This is a genomic window from Azospirillum oryzae (genome assembly GCF_008364795.1).
GTDB classification, from domain to species: Bacteria; Pseudomonadota; Alphaproteobacteria; order Azospirillales; family Azospirillaceae; genus Azospirillum; species Azospirillum oryzae.
The window spans coordinates 336784-362557 of sequence record NZ_VTTM01000005.1; the positions used below are offsets into that span (position 1 = coordinate 336784).

Genomic DNA, 25774 nt, shown 5'->3' on the forward strand with positions numbered 1-25774 from the left:
GCATCCGAAGCGTCGACGAACCACCGGGGTTGACGCGCCGGCCCGTTTTCGACGTCGCGAACGCCATCCACAGTTTCCACAGACCGGCCGCCGGCGCCCTTCCAACCGGAATGGCGCCTTGTCGCGGAATGCCCAGAGGTCCCCATGGACATTCTCCTCCAGCTTACCTTTGCCGGGATCGGCATGGGCAGCATCTACGCTCTTGTCGCTCTCGGTCTCGTCCTCATCTACCGGGCCACCAGCGTCGTGAATTTCGCGCAAGGCGATTTCGCGATGTTCGCGGCATTCCTGATGGTGCTGGCGCACCTTCATCTGGGTCTTCCCTATTGGGCAAGTTTCCTCGTCGCGCTTGCCGGCATGGTGGCGTTCGGGCTCATCTTCAACTACGGCGTCTATTATCCGTTGCGCAACCGCTCCTATCTGCCGGTGCTGATCAGCACGCTCGGGGCTTCGATCGTCATCCAGAATTCGGTCCTCGCCGCCTACGGCCCGCATCCGGCCAACTTGCCCGGCGCCCTGTCCTTCCAGGGCTTCCAGGTCGGTTCGGTGTTCCTCGACGGCCAATATCTCGTCATCATCGCAGCGACCGCCGCCCTGGTGCTGCTCCAGCACCTGTTCTTCGAGAAGACCATCGTCGGCAAGCAGCTGCAGGCGACCTCCCAGGACAAGGAGATGGCCAGCCTACTGGGCGTCCCGGTCAAGATCATGATCGCCATCACCTTCATCTACAGCGCCGTGCTCGGCGGCGTCGCCGGCGTGCTCGTCGGCCCGATCATCTATGTCTCCATCGGCATGGGCGGCGCCATCGCGCTCAAGGCTTTCGCGGCCACGATCATCGGCGGCTTCGGCGACATCAAGGGCGCGATCATCGGCGGCGTCGTGCTGGGCATCATCGAAACCTTCGGAGCCGCCTTCATCTCGGTTCCCTACAAGGACGCGTTCGCCTTCATCGTGCTGTTCGCATTCCTGATGGTCCGCCCCCAGGGCATCTTCGGCGAAAAGATCGCCGAGAAAGCGTGAAAGGCTTCCCCATGCCATCGTTCCTTTCCGTCTGGCTCGGACGCATCGGCCGCGAGCTCCCGCTGTTGCTGGGTGGGTTGGCGGCCGTCGTCCTGGTCCTGTCCGTGCCGATGAGCGGCTATGCCACCAACATCGTCATGCAGGCGACCACCTACGCCGTCGCCGTTCTCGGCCTGACCATCGTGCTCGGCTACGCCGGACAGATCACGCTGGCGCAGGCGGCCTTCTTCGGTATCGGTGCCTACGCCGTGGCGATCGGCACGGTGTCGCTCGGCCTGTCCTTCTGGGGTGGGTTGCTTCTGGCGATGGCCGCGTCCACCGTGGCGGGCGCCGTGCTGGGCATCACGTCGCTGCGACTGGGCGGCCATTACCTCGCCATGATCACCATCGTGTTCCAGCAGATCCTCTCGCTGGTCCTGACCAATTGGATCGAGGTCAGCCACGGCCCCGACGGCATCCCCGGCATTCCACGCCCGTCGCTGTTCGGATACACGCTGTCCGGTTCGGCCGGCTATTTGGTCTTCAGCATCGTCTGCCTGACGGCAGTCCTGATTTTCGTACGCATCCTGAAACACACGCGGCTCGGCCGCTCCATGGAGGCAGTTCGCGACAACGAGTTGGCCGCGTCAGTGGCGGGCGTCAACACCTACCGCGTCAAAGTCGTCGCCTTCACCCTCAGCGCCCTGTTGGGCGGCATCGGCGGCGCACTGTTCGCCAGTGGCTTCAGCTACGTCAGCCCCGACCAGTTCAGCCTGGCCGAATCCATCGTGTTCCTGACGATGGCGCTGCTGGGCGGCGCCGGGTCGGCGCTCGGCACGGCGGTCGGCACGGTCCTGCTGGTCCTGCTGCCGGAATCGCTGCGCTTCCTGAAGGAGATCTACATGGCGGTCTACGGCCTGTCGGTCATCCTGATCATGATCTTCATGCCCGAGGGAATTGCCGGATTCGCGCGCCGCCTGACACGCCGGTTGCGGACCCCGGCAGTGCGCCCCCACCATGCTCCGGCCCTGCATCTCCACACCGTGACCTCCGACCATCGCGACGAGCCGCTGCTGGTGGTGCGTGGTCTGGCCAAGCATTTCGGCGGGCTGCGCGCGCTCAACAACGTCGACCTGGCGGTGCGCCGCAACAACATCCACGCGCTGATCGGTCCCAACGGATCGGGCAAGACGACGCTGGTCAACGTGTTGAGCGGCATCTACAAGCCGACCGCCGGCAAGATCGCCTTCGCCGACGAGGATGTCACCGGCGCGGCGCCCCATGTCCTGGCCGGGCTTGGGTTGAGTCGGACCTTTCAGAACATCCGGCTGTTCCGTTCGATGAGTTGCCTGGAAAACGTCATGGTCGGTGCCCAGAGGCCGGGCAATGACCTGTCGGACGTTCACCGGGATCTGGTCGCCCGCTCGCTGGCCGCGCTCCACTTCGTCGGTATGGGCGACCGCGCCGACGACTCGGTCGCCAATCTGTCCTACGGCCATCAGCGCATGGTGGAGATCGCACGCGCCCTGGCTGCAAACCCGAAACTCCTGCTGCTCGACGAACCGGCGGCCGGGTTGAACCTGACCGAAAAGCAGGAGCTGGTCGCCCTGCTGCTGCGCATGAAGGGACTGGGCCTGACCATCCTGATCATCGAACACGACATGCCGCTGGTCGAACAGGTGGCCGACAGCATCACCGTGCTGAATTTCGGCGAACGGATCTCCGATGGGCAGCCGGAAGCCGTGCTGCGCGACCCCGCCGTCATCAGCGCCTATCTGGGAGAGGGCCGCGCCTATGCCGTTGCTTGATATCGACAGGATCCACACCTTCCATGGCCGGGTCGAGGCGTTGAGCGGAGTCTCGCTCAGCGTGGAGCCGGGGGAAATCGTGGCTCTGCTCGGTGCCAACGGCGCCGGGAAGACCACGACGCTGCGCAGCGTGTCGGGGCTTCTTACTCCGCAATCCGGCGCGATCCGCTTCGACGGCAAGCCCATCACCGGCTTGTCCCCCGAGGCGATCGTCCGGATGGGCGTCTCCCATGTGCCCGAGGGACGCCGCGTGTTTCCCGGCCTGACCGTGGTCGAAAACATCATCCTCGGCGCCTCGAACCGCCGCCGCCCGTCCCGCCGGCGGATGGCCGAGGACGTCGAGGACATGTTCGGGCTGTTCCCGGAAATCCGGCCCTTCTCCGACACCTTGTGCTGGAAGCTGTCCGGCGGTCAGCTCCAGATGGTGGCGCTGGCGCGCGGCCTGATGGCACAGCCCCGTCTGCTGCTGCTGGACGAACCGTCACTGGGACTGGCGCCGCTGATCATCCAGCAGGTCTTCCGCATCGTTCAGGAAATCCGCAAACGCGGCACCACCGTCCTGCTGGTCGAGCAGAACGCCCACATGGCGCTGTCCATCGCCGACCGCGGCTATGTGCTGGAAACCGGGCGCGTCGTCCTGCAAGGCGACGCCCAGCGTTTGGCCCACAACGACGACGTGAAGGCCGCCTATCTTGGCGGCCGGACCGCCTGAACCACCTTCTGGACCCGCGTTCGAGCCCTCGAAGCATCGATCGATACCCGGCCCCTGCGGCCGGGCTCGGTTGGTGCCGACGCGGTTGGTTATATGAAACGGATATTAATAAAATACTAATAATATATTTGCGACGCCCTATGTCCTACCCTACAGTCTTCCCGTACCAACAATCCCGTCCGCCAGCAATTCCCATTCAGCGGGTGCCGGCAATTCTCGCGCGATGGCTGCGGGCCAATGGCCCACAGCCATCGCGTTACATGCGCCTTCTTGCGCCGGGGAAGACGAATCGGGATGGAAAGAGGAAGCGCCATGGACGACTTCGTCCTTCAGACCTATGGCATGACCAAGGAATTCAAGGGCTTTACAGCCGTCAACCGCGTCGATCTCAACGTCCGGCGCGGGCACATCCACGCGCTGATCGGACCCAACGGCGCCGGCAAGACGACCTGCTTCAATCTGCTCACCAAGTTTCTGGAACCGACCCATGGGCGGATTCTGTTCAACGGGACCGACATCACCGATGAAAAGCCGGCCCAAGTCGCGCGCCGGGGCATCGTGCGCTCCTTTCAAATCTCGGCGGTGTTTCCGCATCTGACAGCCCTTCAGAATGTCCGCGTGGCCATGCAGCGCGGTCTCGGCACCTCCCTCCATTTTTGGAGGTCCAACCGGTCGCTTGATTGCTTGAACGACCAGGCGGTGGGGATTCTGGACCTCGTCGGGCTGAAGAGCTTTGCCGGCATGGCCGCCGTGGAAATGCCCTACGGCCGGAAACGGGCGCTGGAAATCGCCACCACCCTGGCGCTCGACCCCGAGGTGATGCTGCTCGACGAACCGACCCAGGGCATGGGGCACGAGGACGTCGACCGCGTCATGGACCTGATCAAGCGGGTGTCGGCCAACCGCACCATCCTGATGGTCGAGCACAACATGAAGGTCGTCGCCGGCATCAGCGACGCCATCACCGTGCTCGCCCGCGGAGCCGTCCTCGCCGAGGGCTCCTACGCCGAGGTGTCGGACGACCCGCGCGTCATCGAGGCCTACATGGGGTCCGCCGCCAACGACGAACTGGTGGAGGCACTGTGATGAGCCGTCGGATCGAGCATACGCCCGTCGAATATCTGCGCGTCACCGATCTGCACGCGTTCTACGGCGAATCGCACGTGCTGCACGGCATGGACTTCGTCGTCAACCAAGGCGAATGCGTGTCGCTGCTGGGCCGCAACGGCGCCGGGCGCACCACGACAATGCGCGCCATCCTGGGACTCACCGGGCGACGGTCAGGGTCGATCATGCTCGATGGAAAGGATGTCATCCGGTTGCCGCCGCACCGCATCGCGCGGCTGGGTGTCGGCTATTGCCCGGAGGAGCGTGGCATCTATTCCAGCCTGTCCTGCGAGGAGAACCTGCTTCTCCTGCCCAAGGTCGCCAGCGGCGGCATGAGCGTGGAGGAAATCTACGCCATGTTCCCGAACCTGAAGGAACGGCGCCACAGCCAGGGGACCCGCCTGTCCGGCGGCGAGCAGCAGATGCTGGCGATGGCCCGCATCCTGCGCACCGGCGCCCGCCTGCTGCTGCTCGACGAAATATCCGAAGGGCTGGCGCCGGTCATCGTCGAAAAGCTTGGCGAGATCATCCGCGATCTGAAGGCCAAGGGCTATACGATCCTGCTGGTCGAGCAGAATTTCCGCTTCGCCGCGCCGCTGGCCGACCGGATGTACGTCGTGGAGCATGGTCGGGTGGCCACGGAAATCGAACGACGCGACCTGCCGTCGAAGATGGGGTTGCTGCGCGACTATCTCGGCGTCTGACCGCACCGGCGCTCCTTTGCGACGCCCCCAACGGCGCCCCCGGGGGGCACCGCGACCACATAATTCGGAAGGTTTGGAGAATGACCGAGATCTTCGGTTTTCCCATCCAGGCGCTCATGGGGCAACTGGTCCTCGGCCTGGTGAACGGATCCTTTTACGCGATGCTCAGCATCGGGCTCTCGGTGATCTTCGGGATGCTCAACATCATCAACTTCGCTCATGGCGCCTTCTACATGATCGGTGCCTTCCTGGCGTGGATGGGGCTGTATTACTGGGGAATCAGCTATTGGTGGTCCCTGATCCTGGTACCCCTGGCGGTGGCGCTGATCGGCATCGCCGTCGAACGCACCCTGCTGCAGTGGATCTACAAACTCGACCATCTCTACGGGCTGCTGCTGACCTTCGGCATCGCCCTGGTGATCGAGGGCATGTTCCGGCACTGGTTCGGCGTCGCCGGCCAGCCCTTCGACGTGCCGGAGGGCCTGACCGGCGGCTTCAATCTCGGCTTCATGTTCCTGCCGAAATACCGGGCCTGGGTGATCGTCGCGTCGCTGACCGTTTGCGTCGGGACCTGGTTCATCATCGAGAAGACCCGCCTCGGCTCCTATCTGCGGGCTGCCACCGAAAATCCGAAGCTGACGCAAGCCTTCGGAATCAACGTCCCCATCATGGTGATGCTGATCTATGGGCTTGGTGTCGGGCTGGCCGGCTTCGCCGGCGTGTTGGCGGCACCGGTGCTCCAGGTCAGTCCGCTGATGGGCTCCAACATGATCATCGTCGTGTTCGCCGTGGTCGTCATCGGCGGCATGGGATCGATCGTCGGCTCGATAGCGACCGGCCTGATGCTTGGGATCGTCGAAGCCATCCCCAAAGTGCTCTACCCGGAAATTTCTTCGACCATGGTCTTCATCATCATGGCGATCGTGCTGCTCCTGCGCCCGGCCGGGCTGTTCGGCAAGGAAAGATGACCACGATGACCGAGACCTTCCTCACCATCAACCGCGTCCGGATCGTCGTCCTTCTCGCCCTGGCGATGGCGGTGCCGTTCGTGACCTACCCGGTGCTGGGCATGACCGTCTTGTGCTTCGGTCTCTTCGCCTGCTCTTTCAATCTTCTGCTCGGCTACACCGGGCTGCTGTCCTTCGGTCACGCCACCTTCCTGGGCACGGCGGCCTATGTGACCGCCCACGCGCTGAAGGCGTGGGAGTTGCCGACCCTGCCCAGCCTCGCGCTGGGCGCTGGGGCCGCCGCGCTGCTGGGCGCCGTGTTCGGGCTGATCGCCATCCGCCGCCATGGCATCTATTTCGCCATGGTGACGCTGGCGCTCGCCCAGATGATGTTCTTCGTCTTCCTGAAGGCGCCGTTCACCGGCGGCGAGGACGGCTTGCAGGGCGTGCCGCGCGGCAGCCTGTTCGGCCTGATCGACCTGTCCGACGACACCACGCTCTATTACGTGGTTCTGGCCATCGTCGTCTTCGGGCTTTGGGTGATCCACCGCGCCATCCACTCGCCCTTCGGCGAGGTCCTGAAGGCGATCCGCGAGAACGAGGCGCGGGTGACCTCGCTCGGCTACGACGTCGCGCGTTACAAGCTGCTCGCCTTCGTGCTGTCGGCCGGGCTGGCGGGGCTGGCCGGCGCCACCAAGGTGCTGGTGTTCAAGTTCGCCACGCTCGCCGACGTCCATTGGCACGTGTCGGGCGAGGTGGTGCTGATGACGTTGCTGGGCGGCGTCGGCACCGTGATCGGCCCGATGCTGGGAGCCGGCGTCGTCGTCGTGCTTCAGAACGAGTTGGCCGACAAGGTCGGTTCCTTCGTCACCATCATCATCGGGGTGATCTTCATCCTGTGCGTCCTGATTTTCCGGCGCGGCATCGCTGGAGAGTTGAACGAACTGCGCCGCCGCGTTTTGGGCGATGCGCGATCCGGATCCGCAGACGGCGGATGAGGCGCTCCGCGCGCCATCCACAAACACATCCAGAAGGGGAGGAAGCAATGTTGAAGGGAAGCTCCATCGGCCTGTGCGTCGGCGCTCTGCTGAGCCTCGGCACGGCACACGCCGAGATCACCGACGGTGTTGTCCGCATCGGCGTGCTGAACGACCAGTCCGGGATCTACGCCGGGCTGTCCGGACCGGGATCGATCTGGGCGGCCAAAAAAGCCGTCGAGGACTTCCAGCCTGAAAAACACGGGCTGAAGGTCGAGGTCGTGGCCGCCGACCACCAGAACAAGCCCGACATCGGGTCGAGCATTGCCCGCAAATGGATCGACGTCGACAAGGTCGACATGATCGTCGACGTGCCGACCTCCTCGGTGATCCTCGCGGTCAATCAGGTGGTCCAGGAAAAGAACAAGGTGATGATCGTCTCCGGCGGCGGGACCGCCGACCTGACGGGCACCGCCTGCACCCCAAACTCGATCCATTGGACCTACGATACTTGGGCCTTGGCCAATGCCACCGGCAAGGCAGTGGTGAAGACCGGCGGTGACAGTTGGTATTTCCTGACCGCCGACTACGCCTTTGGTCAAGCACTGGAACGGGACACCGAGGCCGTCGTCCTCAAGAATGGCGGCAAGGTCCTGGGCAAGATCCGGCACCCCTTCCCCGGCACCGACTTTTCCTCCTTCCTGCTCCAGGCGCAGGCGTCAAAGGCCAAGGTAATCGGCCTCGCCAACGCCGGCGGCGATACCATCAACGCCATCAAGCAGGCGGCGGAGTTCGGCATCACCCAAGGCGGGCAGAATCTTGCCGGCCTGCTGGTGTTCATAAGCGACGTGCAGGCGTTGGGGCTAAATGCTGCACAGGGCTTGATCCTGACCGAAGCCTGGTACTGGGACATGACCGACGAAAACCGCAAGTTCGCCCAGGCCTTCACCGCCGCCAACCGGGGAGCCTTCCCGACCAGCGCCCAGGCCGGCGTCTATTCAGCGGTGACCCACTATCTGAAGACGGTGGCGACGTTGAAGGAGGACGGCGACGGCGCCAAGGTGGTCGCGGCGATGAAGGCCACGCCGACCGACGATCCGCTGTTCGGCAAGGGCACCATCCGCGCCGACGGCCGCAAGATCCATCCGCTCTATCTGTTCGAGGTCAAGAAGCCGTCCGAATCCAAGGGGCCCGGTGACTTCTACAAGCTGCGCGCCACGATCCCGGCTGAGGAGGCTTTCCGTCCGCTGGAAGACGGCGGCTGTCCGCTGGTCAAGAAGTAAAGCCCCGTTTGCATCATCGCGAGCCGCTCAATTCGACACGGCTCACGCCCGTCCGGCAACACGCCGGGCGGGCTTTTCTTTGGCTGCGCCCGTTCCCCGGCTACTCGATATAGGACATCGGCGGCGGCGTGAAACTGCCGCGGAACAGGATAAGCCGCTGTTCCATCTTGGGGCCCGACACGCGGATGTGGTGGCGCAGCATTTCGACGGCGTCCTCAACCTGGCCGGACAGCGCGGCGTCGAACACGGCGATGTGCTCGGCCATGAAGGGCTCGTACTCCGGCAAGGCGATCTCAACGCCGAGCAGATGCTTGCCCAGCGTCAGCACGGATCGTGTCCGTTGCAGCATATCCAGCAGTTCCGTATTCGGGCAGGCTGACAAGCAGCGGACATGGAGGTCGAACTCCAGATCGTCCATTTCCCTAGCGCTGACATTCGGGTAGCTGGCCAACCGCGCCTGCAACCGCTCCCGCATGCATCGGAGCACTGCCGGGTTGATCGAGCGGACGGACCGACCGAAAGCGAAGGGTTCGAGCTGCTCGCGTATCTCATAGAGATTGATCAAGCGACGGTGGTCCAGCGCAACGATAACCCAACGGTTGCGTTCGTCCTTCTCAACCATGCCCATGGCTTCGAGCCGGGTAAGGACGTCCCGCGCAACCGTCCGCCCAACATTGAAATGACGTGCCAGTTCAAGCTCGTTGACGCGAAAGCGGCCGAATGCCGATCGGTAAATAATCGTACGCTCCACGTCCTCGTAAATGCCTTCCCATGCAAAGGACTTTCGCAGAAGCGCCTGTTCTGCACTTAGATCGAGCATTTCCGGTTGCAGATCGATCCGCCTGATTTCGGCGCCTTCGCTCCCGACCATAAATCCACGGCCTTCGAAGCGGCGGATCAGGCCGGCCGTCTGCAACTGCATTAGCGCCTTTCGCACCGGGGCCCTGCTCGACCCGAACAACTCGGCGAGCGGCGATTCGAGAAGAACCGTTCCCTCGGCAAGTCGGCCATCCTGAATGGACCGCTCCAATATCTCGTAAATCCGTGTGTAGATCGGTTCCACATCCATGTGATCGACACCCATGGCGCGTCGCGCCCCTCTCCTCTGTCTGCCGGGAACGGTCTTCTCCCGCACCCGCCCGTCCTGACCGCCCAACATAACGCGGATTTCGCCCGCACGCCGCAGCCACGAAAAGCAGCGTCGAAAAATGACTATTGCCGGCAATGTTCATAGCATGGTAGATCATTGTCGCGGTCGCTGACAATTGGATGCCGGACGGTTCGTTCCGCCCCTTCCCGGATCGGCGATGCGACGGCCCACCCTTGATCGGATCGCGAGATCCATCGCTCACAAGTCCCACCATCCCGGCGGTCGTCGCCGGTGAGCGATCGGAGCAACCCATGAAACGACGCCTGTATCGCGGCAAGGATTTCAAACGGGCGCAGAACATCGCGGATCTGCGCGAGATCGCCCGCAAGCGCCTCCCCAACTTTTGCTTCGAGTATGTGGACGGAGGCGCGGAGGACGAAATAACGCTGAGGCGCAACCGCTCGGTGTTTGAGGACATGGCCTTCCGGCCGCGAACCTTGGTCGATGTCGCCCGGCGCGACCAGACGGTCGAGCTGTTCGGCCGGGCCATGGCCGCTCCGTTCATGATCGGCCCGACCGGCTTCAGCGGCCTGCTCGCCCGCGACGGCGATCTGGCGCTGGCCCGCGCCGCCGCCGCCGCCGGCGTTCCCTATGTTCTGAGCAACGCGTCCACCATGCGTCTGGAAGAGGTGGTGGAGCGGGCCGGAGGCCGCGTGTGGATGCAGCTCTATCTCTATCGGACCCGCGAATACGCGGCCCGTCTCGTCGAGCGCGCGGAAAAGACCGGCGTCGAGGCATTGGTGGTCACGACGGACAGCGCGATCTTCGGCAACCGCGAGTGGGACCGGCGCAATTATGCCAAACCGTTGCGCCTCGATGTGCGCAACAGCCTGGACGTCCTGCGGCACCCGCGCTGGATGGCCGATGTGCTGCTGCCTCGGGGAATGCCGCGCTTCGCCAACCTCGGCGACCTGCTCCCGCCAGGGCAGGACAGCGTGCGCGGAGCAGCCCTGGCCATCGCCAAGGAACTTGACCCCTCGTTGAGCTGGGCGGACATCCGGTGGCTGCGTTCGCTGTGGCCGCGCCGGCTCATCGTGAAGGGTGTCCTTTCGGTTCAGGATGCCGTGCTCGCCGCCGACCATGGCGTCGATGGGATCGTCCTCACCAACCATGGCGGCCGGCAACTCGACGGCGCCATCTCGGCGATGGAGATCCTGCCGGAGGTCGCCGCCACGGTCGGACACCGTCTGACCGTTCTTGTCGACGGTGGATTCCGCCGGGGGGCGGACATCGTCAAGGCCATCGCCCTGGGCGCCCATGCCGTTCTGCTGGGACGCGCGACCAATTACGGTCTCGCGGCCGGCGGATATCCCGGCGTGGTCCACGCAATCGACATTCTGAAAACCGAGATCGACCGTGTCCTCGGTCTGCTCGGTTGCCCGAGCGTGACGCAAATCGACAGCCATTGCATCGACTGGTCCCGCACGAACGCAGCCGTCATGCCCGCAGCCGCAGAAGCTCTTTTGCGGCCGAACGCCGCCTAGCGGGCAACCGGCGGCATCCCGACCATGCCCGTCGGGATGGCGCGAACTCGCATCAGCAAGGATTTCCATCATGACGGCTGGCCCGCCGCCGCGTTTCCGCGGCGTGTTTCCGGTGGTGCCCACCATCTTCGACGACAGCGGCGAACTCGATCTGGACGGCCAGCGCCGTTGCGTCGATTTCATGATCGACGCCGGATCGGATGGCCTCTGCATCCTGGCGAACTTCTCCGAACAGTTCGTCCTGACCGACGGGGAGCGTGACCAGCTGGTCCACGGCATCCTCGATCATGTGAGCGGGCGCGTGCCGGTGATCGTCACCACCACCCATTTCAGCACCCAGGCGTGCGCCGAGCGCAGCCTGCGGGCGCAGGAAGCTGGCGCGTCCATGGTGATGATCATGCCACCTTACCACGGCGCCACCATCCGCGTGCGGGAACCGGAAATCTTCGAGTTCTTCCAGGCGGTGTCGGACACCATCGGCATTCCGATCATGATCCAGGACGCCCCGGTCAGCGGCACCGCCCTGCCCGCCGCCTTCCTCGCCCGCATGGCGCGGGAGATTGCCAACGTCGCCTATTTCAAGATCGAGGTGCCGGGTGCCGCCGACAAGCTGCGCGAGCTGATCTCCCTGGGCGGCGATGCCGTCGAAGGGCCTTGGGACGGCGAGGAGGCCATCACCCTGCTTCCCGATCTCGAGGCCGGAGCGACGGGGTCCATGACCGGCGGCGGCTATCCGGACGGTATCCGCCAGATCGTCGATGCCTACAGGGACGGCCGCCGCGAGGAGGCGGTGGAGGCCTATGGCCGCTGGCTGCCGCTGATCAACCACGAGAACCGCCAAGCCGGGCTGGTCGCCGCCAAGGTGTTGATGAAGGAGGGTGGCGTGATCGCCTCGGAGGCCGTCCGCCACCCGCTGAAGCCTCTCCATCCCCGAACCAGGGCCGGCCTGATCGAGACGGCGCGTCGCCTCGATCCCCTGGTTCTCCGCTGGGCGTGACGCCGGCCGGGAAATCGACCGAACGCGTCCGCCGCGCAAACCGGACACCATCAACAATCATAACCAGTCAGTGGAGGAAAACCATGAAGCTCAAAACGATAGCGGCGCCCATCGTCGCGGCCCTGCTCGCGGCAACTCCGGCTTTGGCCGACACGTCCGGCAAGCGCATCGCCCTGTCGAACAATTACGCCGGCAACACATGGCGCCAAGCCATGTTGAAAAGCTGGGAAACCGTCACCAAGGTCGCCGTGGCCCAAGGCAAGGTGCGCGAGGTTTCGGCCTTTACGACCGCCGAAAACCAGGTGACCGAACAGGCGGCCCAGATCCAGAACCTGATCCTGCAAGGTTATGACGCCATCGTCCTCGACGCGGCGTCGCCGACCGCCCTCAACGGCTCGATCAAGGCGGCGTGCGATGCCGGCATCGTCGTCGTCTCCTTCGACGGCATCGTGACGGAGCCCTGCGCCTACCGTGTCCAAGTCGACTACAAGGAGCTGGGCGCACGGCAGGTGGAGTATCTTGCGACCCGGCTGCCCAAGGGCGGCAATCTCCTGGAAATCCGCGGCATCGCCGGAAGCTCGATCGACGACGACCTCCACACCGGCATCATGCGCGGGGTTGAAAAGCACCCGCAGTTCAAGATCGTCGCATCGGTCTACGGCGACTGGACCCAGACCGTGGCCCAGAAGGCGGTCGCCGGCGTCCTGCCGAGCCTGCCGGCCATCGACGCCGTCGTGACCCAGGGCGGCGACGGCACCGGAGCGGCGGAGGCTTTCCGCGTCGCCGGACGCCCAACCCCGATCATCATCCTCGGCAACCGCTACGACGAGTTGGCGTGGTGGAAGAAGCAGCGCGAAACGAACGGTTACACGACCTTCTCGGGCACGATCGCGCCGGGCATCTCGACGCTCGCCTTCTGGGTTGCGCAGCAGGTTCTCGACGGCAAGCAACTGCCCAAGGACGTGACCGTCCCCTATCTGACCGTCGCGCAGGAGGACATCGACACGGTTCTGGCCAGGACACCGGTGGGCGGGGTCGCCAACGTGGAATACACGCAGGCCGACGCCGAGAAAATCCTGCGGGACCTCGCCGACGCGAAATGAAACGGGTGGTCCCGGTCGCGCGTTTCCCGCCACCGGGACAGGCTGCCATGCCCAACGATAAGGAGCCGGTGATGTCCCCCCAATCCGTCATCGACCTGACCGGTGTGACGAAGAGCTTTGGCGCCGTGAAGGCGCTGGCGGGTGTCGACCTCGTCCTGCGGAGCGGAGAATGCCTCGGTCTCGTCGGCCACAACGGCGCGGGAAAATCGACCTTGATGAACGTCCTGGCCGGCACGCTGGCTCCCGATGCCGGACACCTTCGGATCGACGACGTCGAACTCGACCGATCCTATTCGGTGTTCCGCGCGCACGCGCTCGGTGTGCGCTGTGTCTTCCAGGAACTGTCCCTCTGCGGCAACTTGACGGTCGCGGAGAACACGCGGCTGTTGCATCCACGGCTGCGCGGCTGGAACTGGCGAAAGCGGGCCGCCGCCTTGATCGGTGCCATGCTGGACGACATCTTTCCCGGCCACGGCATCGCCGTCGGCGCGGCGGTCGCGGATCTGTCGATCGCGCAGCGACAGATGGTGGAGATCGCCCGCGCCTTCACGGTCACAGACGAGTCGCTTCGCTTCGTGATCCTCGACGAGCCCACCTCCTCCCTCGACGCGGCGACGGCGGGGCAACTTCTTGCCTTCGTCCGCCGGCAGGAAGCGAGGGGGGTCGGCGTGATCCTCATCTCGCACATGCTGCACGAAATCCTCGAAACGGCGGATCGCGTGGTCATCATGCGTGATGGTCGCGTCATCGCCTCCGAAGCCGCCTCGGCCTTCGACCGCGAAGGACTGGTGAGCGCCATGGGCGGCCTGTCGCACCAGCAGGAATGCAGCACGAAAGCGCGTAGCCCGGCACGCTCTTCGGAAATCCGGGTGCGGGCGCAGCCGTCCGCGCCGGGGAACCGGCGGGAGCTCACGGCGCGCGCTGGCGAGATCGTCGGTCTGGGCGGCCTCGCCGCCCATGGCCAGACGGACCTCCTGCTGTCGGTGTTCAGAGCGGCACAGCGGCGGTCGCCCACCGTCAGCGTCTCGGATTCGGTGGCGCTGGTGGCCGGAGACCGGCAGCGGGATGGGATTTTCCCCCAATGGTCGATCACGCAGAACATCGGACTCCGCTCACTGAAGGCGATGCGGCGCGGTCCGCTGATCGATCCGGGGTTGGAGGACCGGTTCGCCGAAGACTGGCGCGCCCGGATCGGCATCCGCTCCGCCGATCTCAAGGACGGCATTCTGTCGCTGTCCGGTGGGAATCAGCAGAAGGCTCTCTTCGCCCGCGCACTCGGTTCGGACGCGCGCATCATCCTGATGGACGATCCGATGCGCGGCGTCGACGTGGCAACCAAGCGCGAGGTCTACCGCCTCATTCGCGACGAGGCCGACAAGGGGCGGACCTTTCTTTGGTACACGACCGAAATGGAAGAGCTCTACGAATGCGACCGTGTGTACGTCTTCCGCAACGGCGCCATCACCGCCGACCTTGACCAGGACCAGCTCACCGAAGAGCGAATCCTGCACGCTTCCTTCTGACGGAACGGCCCCATGTTTCAAAGCGCCATCCTCTCGCAGAGCGTGTTTCGCGCTGCCCTCCCAGCCGTTACGCTCATCCTTCTGCTCGCCACGATCTTCACGCTCCAGCCGCGCGCGATGAGCGTGTTCGGCATCAACCTGATGCTCAATCTGGCGGTGCCCATCGCGCTCGCCACGATGGCCCAGCTCTTCATCATCGCAATCAACGACCTTGATCTGTCGATCGGCAGCTTCGTCGGACTGGTCGCCTGTATCGGCGCCACATGGCTGAACGACAGCCCGCTGCTCGGTGTGGCGGCTCTCGCCGCCTGTGTCCTGGCCTATGCCTGCCTCGGCGCGCTCATCCACATCCGCCGGCTTCCGTCGATCGTCGTCACTCTCGGGATGTCGTTCGTCTGGCTCGGGCTGGCGGTGATGCTGCTGCCGACGCCGGGCGGAGCCTCGCCTACCTGGCTGCGCCAGCTGATGTCCTTCCGGGCACCGTACGTGCCCGTTCCGATCGTTGCGTCCATCATCATCGCGGCGGCCGTCCATTACGGCCTGATGCGCACATCCTACGGAACCATCCTGCGGGGCTTCGGCGGCAATCCACAGGCGATGCGCCGGTCCGGCTGGTCGATGCTGCGGGCGACCATGACGATGTACGCATTGGCCGGCCTGTTCGGCGTCCTGGCCGGCTTGGCTCTCCTCGGCATCTCGACTTCGGCGGATGCCAACATCGCCCTTCGCTACACCCTTCTGTCCATCGCCGGGGCGATCCTGGGTGGCTGCGAGTTCGTCGGCGGGCGCGTCTCGCCGGTGGGCACCGTGCTGGGCGTGCTCACGCTGGCTCTTGCCGGTTCGGCGCTGACGTTCCTGCGCATCTCGCCCGATTGGCAGGTCGGCGCTCAGGGAGCGATCCTGATTGTCGTGCTGGCGCTGCGCGCCGCCGTTGCCCGTAAGGAGAGCTGAATGACCCGTTGCATCCCGCTATCCACCGGAAAGCCCTGGTTCTGGTCCTTCGCGGCGGCGTTTGGCGCCTGGGGTCTTCTCGTCCTGTTCCTCAACGGGCGGGGGGCGGAGGAGGCGATCACGGCTGCGCTGGCCTTCGCCGCGTTCTTCGTCATCGTTGGCCTCGGGCAGATGATGGTGATCACGCTGGGACCGGGGAACATCGACCTGTCCATCCCAGCGGTCATCACCCTGTCCGGCTGCGTCGCCATGCGGGTGATGAACGGCCAGGACGCGGCGATCCTGCCCGGTGTGCTCGCCGCCCTCGCCTGCGGGGTCGCGGTGGGTGGTTTCAACAACCTGCTGATCCATCTGCTGAGGATGCCGCCGATCATCGCGACGCTGTCGTCGAGCTTCCTGGTGCAGTCCGCCGCAATCAGCTACGGGCGGGGCCTCCAGGTCCAGCCACCGCAAGCCTTGCAAGATTTCGCCACGAGCCGGCTGTATGGCATACCGATCAACGCGATCTTCGCGGTTCTGCTCGCCGCCACCGTCGGCGTCATGCTCACGCGTACCGTGTACGGCCGGTCGGTGCTGGCGGTGGGGCAGAACGCCCGCGCCGCTTGGCTCGCCGGTGTGCACGTCGGCCTCGTCCGCTGCGTCACATATGTGCTGTGCGCCCTGTTCGCCTCCGTCTGCGGCGTGCTGCTTGCCGGATTTTCCGGCGGCGCCTCCCTCGACATGGGGCAGGAGTATCTGCTCGCCTCCATCGCGGTCGTCGTCATCGGCGGCAGTTCGGTAGCCGGCGGCCGCGCCAACGTGCCGGGCATCTGGGGCGCCTCCCTGTTCCTGTTCCTGCTGGTCAGCATGCTGAACACGCTGGGCCTGGGAGCCGGCATCCGGCTGACCCTCACCGGACTCATCATCATAGCCGTCATCACCCTGGCGGGCGGCGAGACTTCGCAACGATAAACTAAGGGAGAACCAACCATGTCGATGGTCGGCAACCATCTCGAATATTGCGACCGGCGCTTCTACGAGCTGACGGTTCCAATCGCCCCGTTGGAAACCCTCCACACCGGCAGCCGCTGGGCCGAGGGGCCGGTTTGGATCGCCGACGGCGGCTATCTGATCTGGAGCGACATCCCGAACAACCGCATGCTCCGCTGGGTCCCGGACCTCGGGGTCGGCGTTTACCGGATCAACGCCAACTACTCAAACGGCAACACGCGCGACCGGGAAGGTCGTCTGGTCAGTTGCGAGCATGGCGGCCGGCGGGTCACGCGGACGGAATGGGACGGCCGCATCACGGTGCTCGCCGACCGATACGACGGGCGGCGGCTCAATGCACCGAACGACGTCGTGGTGAAGTCCGACGGGTCGATCTGGTTCACCGACCCGACCTACGGCATCCTGTCCGACTATGAGGGCTTCAAGGCACCCCAGGAACAGGACGGCTGCTACGTCTTCCGCCTTGATCCCGTGACCGGTGACCTGCGGGTAGTCGCCGACGATTTCGTCAAGCCCAACGGGCTTGCCTTCTCGCCGGACGAGAGCATTCTGTACGTGGCGGATTCCGGCGCGACCCATGACGACAACGGCCCACACCACATCCGCGCCTTCGCCGTCGGCGACGACGGACGCCTGTCCCGGCCCCGTGTCTTCGCCGAGGTTTCCCCCGGTGTGCCGGACGGGTTCCGCGTGGATGTGGAAGGCAATGTCTGGACCAGCGCCCGCGACGGCGTCCTGTGCTACGCACCTGACGGCGCCTTGCTCGGCAAAATCCTGATCCCGCAGATGGTGTCCAACCTGACCTTCGGCGGGGTGCGCCGGAACCAGCTTTTCATCACGGCAACGTCGACCCTCTACACCCTGAATCTCGGCATCGCCGGGGCGGGACGAGCCTGAGACCGGACGCGCGGACGCCGCGCCGCGCCTGCCCTATGGAGCCCACAATGACTGATACTCCTCCGGATCGCCCGAGCGCATCCGCCGTGGAAAGACTCCTCGCCGACCTGAAGGCGCTGCTCGGCCCCCGCACGGCGACGTCGCAAGCGGTACGCGAGCATCACAGCCGCGGAGAGGGACTGCCCGACGCCGTCCTGCCGGACATCGTCGTCTTTCCCGAAACCAACGAGGAGGTCGCGGCGGTCGCCCGGCTGTGTAACGACGCGCGGATTCCCCTGGTGCCATTCGGCGCCGGCTCCTCGCTGGAAGGACATGTGGTGCCGTTGCACGGCGGCGTGTCGGTCGATCTGACCGGCATGGACCGCATTCTGGAAATCAATCCCGGCTCGCTCGACTGCCGCGTCCAAGCCGGCGTGACGCGCGAGCAGCTGAACAGAGAGATCCGCTCGGCCGGCCTGTTCTTTCCCATCGACCCCGGAGCGAACGCCTCGATCGGGGGCATGACCGCGACGCGTGCCTCTGGCACGAACGCCGTGCGCTACGGCACCATGCGCGAGAACGTCCTGGGCCTGACGGTGGTCACCCCCGACGGCCGAATCCTGCGCACCGGGGGACGGGCGCGGAAGTCGGCGGCGGGCTATGACCTGACCCGGCTGTATGTCGGCAGCGAGGGCACGCTGGGCATCGTCACCGAGATCCAGCTTCGCCTGAACGGCCTGCCGGAAGCGGTTGCCGCGTCGGTCTGCCAGTTTCCCGATCTGACGAGCGCCGTCGACACGGTGGTCGCGGCGATGCAGATGAACATTCCGCTGGCTCGCATCGAGTTGCTCGACGACATGCAGATGCGCGCCTGCATCCGACATTCGAAGCTGGAGGGCTACGGCGAAACCCCGACCCTGTTCCTGGAGTTCCACGGTTCGCCGGCCGCGGTTGCCGAGCAGATGGACATGATGCGGGCGATCTGCGATGAGCATGGCGGCAGTGCCTACATTCACGCCACCCGCCCGGAGGACCGGACGCGCCTGTGGAAAGCCCGCCACGACGTCTACTTCGCCTGCCTGGGTCTGGCGCCGGGGAAGAGCTGCATGAGCACCGACGCCTGCGTGCCGATCTCAGAACTGGCCAACTGTATCCGGGAGACGCGGGCCGACATCGACCAGACTGGTCTGATCGCCCCCATCGTTGGGCATGTCGGGGACGGCAACTTTCATCTGACCATTCTGTTCGACCCGCAAGATCCCGACGAACGTGGGCGCGCCGATGCGCTGGCGAAGCGTGTGAGCCTGCGTGCGATCCGCATGGGCGGAACCTGCACCGGCGAACACGGCATCGGCCTGCATAAGCTCGACGCCCTGGAAGCGGAACATGGCCCGTCCGTGGAGTTGATGCGCACCCTCAAGCGCTCGTTCGATCCCAACAACATCATGAATCCGGGGAAGATGATCCGGCTGTCCTGACACGCCCGGTTGTTCACCCCAGGTCGAACCCTCCAGAGTTTCCATCTTGGATTCGATGGCCCGACGGGCCGGAGTCCCATCTCAATCGACAACACCGGCGACCTGATATGAACACGATGATTCGCGTGCCCGAAGCCGAGCTGGAGGCTGGGATCCTTGCCGCATTGCGCGCCGCCGGAGCGGAGGAGGGATGCGCCGCAGCGGCGACCAGGGCAATGATGCACGCGTCGCGCTGCGGAGTGGACAGCCACGGCGCCCGATTGACTGCGCATTACGCCGCCATGTTGCGAAGCGGGCGGGTGAACCCGGTGCCGCGCTTTGACATACGCCGCACCGGAGACGCAACGGCCCTGCTCCATGCCGACCATGGCCTGGGCCACGCAGCCGCCTATTCCGGAATGGAACTGGCCTGCGAGCTCGCACGGCAATGCGGAATCGGTGCGGTCGGCATCGTCGGTTCGTCTCATTACGGGGCAGCCGGAGCCTACGCGCTCGCGGGGGCTGAAGCCGGTTTCATCGCCCTGTGCACGACGAACAGCGATGCGGTCGTGGCACCGCACGACGGACGTGCGCGGTTTCACGGAACCAACCCGATCGCCGCCGCGGCACCCGTGCCAAACCAGAAGCCATGGCTTCTCGACATGGCCACCTCGTCTATCCCGTTGAACCGGGTTCATCTCTACCGGACGTTGGGGCTGGCCCTGGCGGATGGGGTGGCTGCCGACGGATCGGGTGAACCCACAACCGATCCGAACGCGACCGAGATGCTGATTCCCCTGGGCGGCACCGGCTACGGCTTCAAGGGGGCCGGGTTGGCCGGGCTGGTCACCCTCCTGTCCGCAGTACTGGTCGGAGGGAGCCTGGACAGCCGCTGCATCCCGATGACGGGAACAGACGACATCGCCACCCCCCGCAACATCGGCCATTTCTGCTTGGCCATCGACCCTGTCCGGTTCGTCGGACGGGAGGCCTATGACGCGCTCATCACCCAGTACCTCGCGGATCTCAGAGGCGCGCCGGCGCGTCCCGGCAAGATGATCCTGGCTCCGGGAGACCGCGAATGGGCGGTGGAGGCCGAACGGCGCCGCGACGGAATTCCCATCGACCCGGAGACCGCCGCGTTCCTGAAGCTCCGGAAACCGCACGTGTCCGATCTTTGATCTCACTGAATCACAATCGGCGGGTCGACGCCCGTCACACCTAAGGGATCCATTGATGCCGACCCATTCCCTTCCCCTGCTCCCCGATATCGTCCTGCCGCAAGCATCGGACCCCACGCTGATCGGCCGGATTTGGTTGCCGGAGCATGGCGGTCCTGCTGTCGTTACGGTACGCGATGGCGAGGTCTTCGACATCACCTCGCGGGAGATACCGACCGTTCGGGATCTGATCGAAAGCCGCATCCCGGTGGACCGCATCCGCAGCCTGCCGGGACGTCGCATCGGACCGCTCGCCGCAATTCTGCAGAACTCGGATGAGGGACGCCGCGCGCCCGACGCCCCATGGCTGCTGGCGCCGATCGATCTTCAGGCGGTCAAGGCATCGGGCGTGACATTCGTGGTCAGCCTGCTCGAACGGGTCATCGAGGAACAGGCGCGTGGCGCACCCGACAGGGCGGCGGCGATCCGGGCCGACATCGACCGTGTGATCGGCCGCAACCTGTCGGTGCTCCGCCCCGGCTCTCCGGAAGCGATGGAGGTCAAGGCCGCCTTGGTCGCGCGCGGCGTCTGGTCGCAGTATCTGGAGGTCGGCATCGGCCCGGACGCCGAGATCTTTACCAAGGGACAGCCGATGTCCGCCGTCGGGGTTGGTGCCCATGTCGGCATCCACCCGGTTTCGACCTGGAACAACCCGGAACCCGAAATCGCAATCCTGGTCGCCAGCGATGGTCGCATTGTCGGCGCCACCCTGGCGAACGATGTCAACCTTCGCGATGTGGAAGGGCGCTCGGCGCTGCTGCTCGGCCGCGCCAAGGACAACAACGCGAGCTGCGCATTGGGACCGTTCCTACGCCTGTTCGACGAGTCTTTCACTCTGGACGACGTGCGCCAAGCCGAACTCTCCCTCCTCATCGAAGGTGCAGATGGTTTCCGCCTGGAAGGGGCTAGTTCGATGAAGCGGATCAGCCGCGATCCCGAGACCCTCGTCTCGGCGACCATCGGCGAGAATCACCAGTATCCAGACGGTTTTGTCCTGCTGCTGGGAACGATGTTCGCGCCGGTGCAGGATCGGGATCGGCCCGGCGAGGGATTCACGCACAGGACGGAGGACATCGTGACCATCGCCACTCCCTCCCTTGGCACATTGATCAATCGTGTGATGCCTTGCGCCGGCTGTGCCCCGTGGACCTTTGGCGCCTCGGCGCTGATGCGGAACCTGGCGCGGCGCGGGCTGCTGTAGAGCGCTGCATCGTCAGGTCGCCACACACGCCGGTGCGCTCATACCACACACAACCGCTTTCGCCGTTTCGATGAACGCCTTCAACAAGGGGGAGGGTGTGGATTGCGTCCATCCCAACAGCACCTCGATCCGGGCATCGTCGCCAGACAGGGTCTTGTAGACGACCTGTTCGAAATGCACCCGACGCACGGCGGACGGCACGAACGCGATCCCGGCGCCCGAGCTGACCAGCCCGAGCGCGGTGTAGACCTGCGCCACCTCCGCAGCGACCTTGGGGACGAAGCCGGCCGCGGCGCACATGCCCGCGATCATGCCGTGAAAGTCCGGGGCCGATTTCTGGCTGTAGATGATGATGCTTTCCGAAGCACAGTCGGCGAATGGCACAGTCTCCAACGCCGCGAAAGGATGGTCCGACGGAACGGCGAGCACGAAGGGTTCCTTGAGCAGGGAGTCGCTCGTGATGTCTTCGGAATTGAAGACCGGCCGCAGGAACGAGACGTCGATGTCCCCGCGCAACAGGGCATCGACCTGATCGACGACCGGAAACCAGCGCAATTGCACATCGACCATTGGATAGCGTTCGCGATAGGCGCGCAGGATCGGCGGCAGCACGGTGTAAGAGGTGTGCTCGAAGAATCCGACCGCCAACTGCCCGATCTCGCCACGCTGGGCGCGCTGGGCCTGAACCGCCGCCGCTTCGACCGACCGCAGAATCTGCCGGGCCAGTTCCAGATAGATGCGCCCGCTGTCGGTCAGCTCGACATGACGGCGCGTCCGGTACAGCAGGGAGACGCCGAGTTCGTCCTCAAGCTGGCGGATCTGCTGGCTGAGCGGCGGTTGGGCGATGTGCAGCCGCTCGGCCGCCCGCGTGAAGCTCAGCTCTTCCGCGACCGCGACGAAGTAACGGAGATGGCGCAGATCCATACTTATATCTTTCCAGTATAAATAACGCTTCTATAATATATTGGACGGTTGATTTCGGCAATCCTTATCATCGCCCTCATCACAAAGGGCAATGCGGACAATCGGCGACCGAAACGGTCTGCGCGACCGAACCGCCAAGAGGAAACGCATCATGATTGATCGGACCAACGCCATCGCGCGCGTGCTGGCGCGCGTCGACTCCACCCTGGCACAGCCCGGCTCGGGCTTTCCCCATTACGCCGATCCAGCCAACGGCGTGTGGGTGCGCAGTCCGGCCGGTGATTGGACCGGTGGCTTCTGGTGCGGCATGCTGTGGCTTGCCGCGCTGCGCACCGGCGACGCGGCCTACCGCGACCATGCCCGCGACTGGGCCTCGCGGCTGCGTGTCCGCGCGGACTCCAACTCCGTCTTCAAGGGGTTCCTGTTCTGGTACGGCGCCGGCATCGGCGACGCCCTGCTCGCCGATCCGGTGGCCCGCGACCTCGCCGCCGCCGGCACCGCCGGGCTGATGCGGATGTACAACCCGCGCGCCCGGCTGATCCCGCTCGGCACCGAGGCGGAGGAGGCCTTCGACGTCGGCGCCAACGAGGCCAACATCGACGCCCTGCCGGGAACCATCGCGCTGCTGCTGTCCCGGGGCGGCGACGCGGCGGCCGTCGCCCGCGACCATCTGCGCCAGCATGTCGCCCTGTGCGTACGCGACGACGGGTCGGTCTGCCAGTCGGCCAGCTTCGACCCCGAAACCGGCGCCCTGCTGCGCCGCTACACCCACAAGGGCATCCATGAGAACAGCACCTGGGGCCGCGCGCAGGGCTGGGCGATGATCGGGCTGGCCCAGGCATTGGCGCGGGGCGAGACGGAGTTCCGTGCCGACGCCGTCCGCGTCGCCGACTGGTGGCTCGCCAACATTCCGGCCGACGGCGTCGCCTTCTGGGATTTCGACGATCCGGCGATCCCGGCCACCGAGCGCGACAGCTCGGCCACCGCCATCGGCGCCGCCGCCCTGCTGAAGCTGGCGGCGTTGATCCCCGAACACCGCGAGCGCTACGAGGCGGCGGCGCGCAAGTCCGTGGATGCGCTGGTGAACGGCTATCTGACGCCGACCGCCCCCGGCGACGCGCGCCAACCCGGCATCCTGACCGAAGGCTGCTTCAACAAGCGGAACGGCACCGCCACCGCCCACGAACTGATCTGGGGCGACTACTTCCTGTTCGAAGCCCTGCTGGCGCTGGAGGGAGACCTCGCGCCCGAGCGGCTCTGACGACCACACACGCCCCCCGTTTTCCCGGAGGAATTCCCATGTCCGAACACCAGTATCCGGCGCCCCGCATCAACCATCGCGGCCCGGTTTCCACGCTGATCGGCACCGAGACCAGCTACACGCGCACCATCGGCGAATACGACATCTACGCTTTCGCCGGCATCAGCGGCGACAACCATCCCAATCATTGCGACGAGGAATACGCCCGCCGCGTCGGGTTGGGCGGCCGCGTCGCCCAGGGGTCGATGATGGTCGGCTATGTGTCCGGCGCCGTCACCAAGTACCTCGATTGGGCCGGTCGCCCGGCGGTGTCCTACGGCTACGACCGCGTCCGCTTCACCAAGCCGGTCCGCATCGGCGACACTCTGACCGTCCATTACCGCATCGTGCGCGCCGACGACGCGAAGAAGCGGCTGTGGGCCGACGCGACGCTGACCAACCAGCGCGGCGAGACGGTCTGCGTCTGCACCCACATCATCCATTTCCAGGAGTGACGCCGCGATGAGCAAGGTCTGCACCGCGCAAGAGGCGGTCGCGCTCATCCAGCCCGGCCAGACCGTGGCCAGCGTCGGCGTGATCGGCTGGCTGACCCCGGACGCCCTGCTCGGCGCGCTGGCCCAGCGGTTCCGCGACACCGGCAGCCCGCGCGACCTCACCTTCTTCTTCCCGGTCAGCGTCGGTGACGCGCTGGGGATCAAGGGGATGGACCATGTCGCCATCGAAGGGCTGATGAAGCGCGTGGTGTCGGGCAACTACCTGAACGCGCTGGACCCGGCGACCGGCAAGCGGCCCGAGATGATGCGCCTGATCCGCGAGAACCGGGTCGAGGCCTATTGCTGGCCCATCGGCGCCACCATGCATTGGCTGCGCGAGGTCGCGCGGCGCGGCCCCGGCTATCTGACGCCCATCGGCATCGGCTCCTACATCGACCCGCGCCAGCAGGGCGGCAAATACACCGAGCGGGCGCGGGAGGATCTGGTCCGGCTGCACAGCATCGACGGCCGCGAGTACCTGCATTACCCGACCTGGCCGCTGAACGTCGGCTTCATCCGCGCGACCAGCGCCGATGAGCACGGCAACCTCAGCTTCGAGGACGAGCCGATCACCTCTTCGGCCCTGGCCCTGGCGCTGGCGGTGAAGGCGTCGGGCGGCACCGTGATCGCACAGGTCCGCAAGCTGGTGCCCCGCCGCTCGCGCTCCGTCCATGAGGTGCGCGTGCCGGGCGAACTGGTCGATCATGTCGTGGTCGCGCCCGAACCGATGATGACCACCGGCATCCGCTACGACGACCGCTACCTCGGCCGCCAGATCTTCGACGGGCGGACGACCGAGCGGCTGCCGCAGGGCGCCGACAAGGTCATCGCGCGGCGCGCGGCGGCGGAAGTGCGGCCGGGCGTGGTCACCATCTTCGGCTTCGGCGCCTCGTCCGACGTGCCGACGGTGATGATGGAGGATGGCGCCTTCGCCGACGACGGCCTGCTGCGCTACAACTTCACCACCGAGCACGGCCCCTTCGGCGGCGTGGTCATGAGCGGCTGGCAGTTCTCCGCCAACATGTACCCCGAGGCGCTGATCGACGGTCCGTCGCAGTTCGACTTCATCGACGGCGGCAACTGCGAGGCGGCGGCGCTGGCCTTCGCCCAGTTCGACCGGGCCGGCAACGTCAACGTCAGCCGCTTCGGCGCCGCCAACCCCGGCCCCGGCGGCTTCATCGACATCGCCTACAACGCCCGCGAGCTTGTCTTCACCGGCACCTTCACCACCGCCGGGCTGGGGGTGGAGGTCGGCGACGGACGGTTGACCATCCAGCGCGAGGGCAAGGTCCGCAAGTTCGTCGAGCGGGTGGACGAGATCACCTATCCGTTGCTGCGCAACGTGGCGGAGCGCGGGCAGAAAGCGAAGATCGTCACCGAACGGGCGGTCTTCGCGGTGGAACCGGACGGTCTGGTGCTCACCGAGGTGGCGCCCGGCATCGACGCGAAGACCCAGGTCATCGACCTGATGGACTGCCCGCCGCACCGCGTTCTCGACCCTCTGCCGCGCATGGCGGACCGGCTGTTCCGCGACTGACGCGCTCACGAAGAAATCCGAGGAAAAACC

The 25774-nt window shown here is 65.6% G+C and carries 23 protein-coding genes; 21 read left to right on the forward strand and 2 right to left on the reverse strand.

Annotated features, from left to right (window positions below; translation table 11 throughout):
• Positions 1-144 precede the first annotated feature (144 nt).
• From FZ938_RS16885 to FZ938_RS16920, 8 genes are all read left to right on the forward strand, one after another.
• Entirely contained in the window at positions 145-1020 is an 876-nt protein-coding gene (locus tag FZ938_RS16885; RefSeq protein ID WP_149199624.1) for a branched-chain amino acid ABC transporter permease, read from the forward strand.
• Positions 1021-1031: 11 nt separating this feature from the next.
• On the forward strand, positions 1032-2807 hold the full coding sequence (locus tag FZ938_RS16890) for a branched-chain amino acid ABC transporter ATP-binding protein/permease (protein WP_149199625.1): 1776 nt from the start codon (positions 1032-1034) through the stop codon (positions 2805-2807).
• Positions 2794-3519 (forward strand): ABC transporter ATP-binding protein, encoded by a 726-nt coding sequence (locus FZ938_RS16895; RefSeq protein WP_149199626.1) that lies wholly within the window; start codon positions 2794-2796, stop codon positions 3517-3519. The genes FZ938_RS16890 and FZ938_RS16895 overlap by 14 nt, the downstream gene beginning before the upstream one ends.
• A 312-nt stretch (positions 3520-3831) precedes the next feature.
• Positions 3832-4605, forward strand: a complete 774-nt coding sequence (locus FZ938_RS16900; protein ID WP_211101083.1) for an ABC transporter ATP-binding protein — start codon at positions 3832-3834, stop codon at positions 4603-4605.
• Positions 4605-5330: an ABC transporter ATP-binding protein gene (locus tag FZ938_RS16905; RefSeq protein ID WP_098735550.1), complete on the forward strand. Its 726-nt coding sequence runs from the start codon at positions 4605-4607 to the stop codon at positions 5328-5330. The genes FZ938_RS16900 and FZ938_RS16905 overlap by 1 nt, the downstream gene beginning before the upstream one ends.
• Positions 5331-5410: 80 nt before the next feature.
• A complete protein-coding gene (locus tag FZ938_RS16910; RefSeq protein ID WP_149199628.1) occupies positions 5411-6298 on the forward strand; it encodes a branched-chain amino acid ABC transporter permease in 888 nt (295 codons plus the stop codon).
• Positions 6295-7275, forward strand: coding sequence for a branched-chain amino acid ABC transporter permease (locus tag FZ938_RS16915; protein WP_174757495.1), 981 nt, complete (start codon positions 6295-6297; stop codon positions 7273-7275). Before FZ938_RS16910 ends, FZ938_RS16915 begins: the two co-directional genes overlap by 4 nt.
• A gap of 47 nt (positions 7276-7322) precedes the next feature.
• Entirely contained in the window at positions 7323-8537 is a 1215-nt protein-coding gene (locus FZ938_RS16920) for an ABC transporter substrate-binding protein (protein ID WP_149199629.1), read from the forward strand.
• Positions 8538-8637: 100 nt separating this feature from the next.
• Here the strand turns inward: FZ938_RS16920 and FZ938_RS16925 are convergent, their stop codons facing one another.
• The gene (locus FZ938_RS16925) at positions 8638-9621 is read right to left on the reverse strand and encodes a GntR family transcriptional regulator (RefSeq protein ID WP_174757497.1); all 984 of its coding nucleotides are present in this window, start codon (positions 9619-9621) and stop codon (positions 8638-8640) included.
• 185 nt (positions 9622-9806) lie between these two features.
• On the opposite strand from FZ938_RS16925, the gene FZ938_RS16930 reads away from it, so the two are divergent.
• The 10 genes from FZ938_RS16930 (at position 9807) to FZ938_RS16975 (ending at position 21489) form a co-directional block, all read left to right on the forward strand.
• Positions 9807-11171, forward strand: a complete 1365-nt coding sequence (locus FZ938_RS16930) for an alpha-hydroxy acid oxidase (protein ID WP_211101084.1) — start codon at positions 9807-9809, stop codon at positions 11169-11171.
• A 70-nt stretch (positions 11172-11241) separates the two neighbouring features.
• A complete protein-coding gene (locus tag FZ938_RS16935) occupies positions 11242-12168 on the forward strand; it encodes a dihydrodipicolinate synthase family protein (protein ID WP_149199631.1) in 927 nt (308 codons plus the stop codon).
• An 83-nt stretch (positions 12169-12251) separates the two neighbouring features.
• Positions 12252-13271 (forward strand): ABC transporter substrate-binding protein, encoded by a 1020-nt coding sequence (locus tag FZ938_RS16940; protein WP_149199632.1) that lies wholly within the window; start codon positions 12252-12254, stop codon positions 13269-13271.
• Between the two features lie 47 nt (positions 13272-13318).
• The gene (locus FZ938_RS16945) at positions 13319-14794 is read left to right on the forward strand and encodes a sugar ABC transporter ATP-binding protein (RefSeq protein ID WP_246458136.1); all 1476 of its coding nucleotides are present in this window, start codon (positions 13319-13321) and stop codon (positions 14792-14794) included.
• 12 nt (positions 14795-14806) lie between these two features.
• Positions 14807-15745 carry an ABC transporter permease gene (locus tag FZ938_RS16950; RefSeq protein WP_149199633.1) on the forward strand — a complete coding sequence of 313 codons (939 nt, stop codon included), beginning with the start codon at positions 14807-14809 and terminating at the stop codon, positions 15743-15745.
• Positions 15746-16696 carry an ABC transporter permease gene (locus FZ938_RS16955; RefSeq protein ID WP_149199634.1) on the forward strand — a complete coding sequence of 317 codons (951 nt, stop codon included), beginning with the start codon at positions 15746-15748 and terminating at the stop codon, positions 16694-16696.
• An 18-nt stretch (positions 16697-16714) separates the two neighbouring features.
• Positions 16715-17632 (forward strand): SMP-30/gluconolactonase/LRE family protein, encoded by a 918-nt coding sequence (locus FZ938_RS16960; protein ID WP_149199635.1) that lies wholly within the window; start codon positions 16715-16717, stop codon positions 17630-17632.
• 86 nt (positions 17633-17718) lie between these two features.
• Positions 17719-19089: an FAD-binding oxidoreductase gene (locus tag FZ938_RS16965; RefSeq protein ID WP_343287124.1), complete on the forward strand. Its 1371-nt coding sequence runs from the start codon at positions 17719-17721 to the stop codon at positions 19087-19089.
• Positions 19090-19196: 107 nt separating this feature from the next.
• A complete protein-coding gene (locus FZ938_RS16970; protein ID WP_149199637.1) occupies positions 19197-20249 on the forward strand; it encodes an Ldh family oxidoreductase in 1053 nt (350 codons plus the stop codon).
• Between the two features lie 55 nt (positions 20250-20304).
• On the forward strand, positions 20305-21489 hold the full coding sequence (locus FZ938_RS16975; protein WP_149199638.1) for a fumarylacetoacetate hydrolase family protein: 1185 nt from the start codon (positions 20305-20307) through the stop codon (positions 21487-21489).
• Positions 21490-21501: 12 nt separating this feature from the next.
• Here FZ938_RS16975 and FZ938_RS16980 read toward each other — a convergent pair whose 3' ends face one another.
• Entirely contained in the window at positions 21502-22413 is a 912-nt protein-coding gene (locus FZ938_RS16980; protein ID WP_149199639.1) for a LysR family transcriptional regulator, read from the reverse strand.
• Positions 22414-22564: 151 nt separating this feature from the next.
• Here FZ938_RS16980 and FZ938_RS16985 point away from each other — a divergent pair, with 151 nt between their 5' ends.
• From FZ938_RS16985 to FZ938_RS16995, 3 genes are read left to right on the forward strand one after another with little or no spacing between them, the layout of a single operon-like run.
• The gene (locus FZ938_RS16985; protein ID WP_109152129.1) at positions 22565-23674 is read left to right on the forward strand and encodes a glycoside hydrolase family 88 protein; all 1110 of its coding nucleotides are present in this window, start codon (positions 22565-22567) and stop codon (positions 23672-23674) included.
• Between the two features lie 38 nt (positions 23675-23712).
• A complete protein-coding gene (locus tag FZ938_RS16990; protein WP_098735544.1) occupies positions 23713-24168 on the forward strand; it encodes a MaoC family dehydratase in 456 nt (151 codons plus the stop codon).
• Between the two features lie 7 nt (positions 24169-24175).
• The gene (locus tag FZ938_RS16995) at positions 24176-25744 is read left to right on the forward strand and encodes a CoA-transferase (protein ID WP_149199640.1); all 1569 of its coding nucleotides are present in this window, start codon (positions 24176-24178) and stop codon (positions 25742-25744) included.
• Positions 25745-25774: the final 30 nt, after the last annotated feature.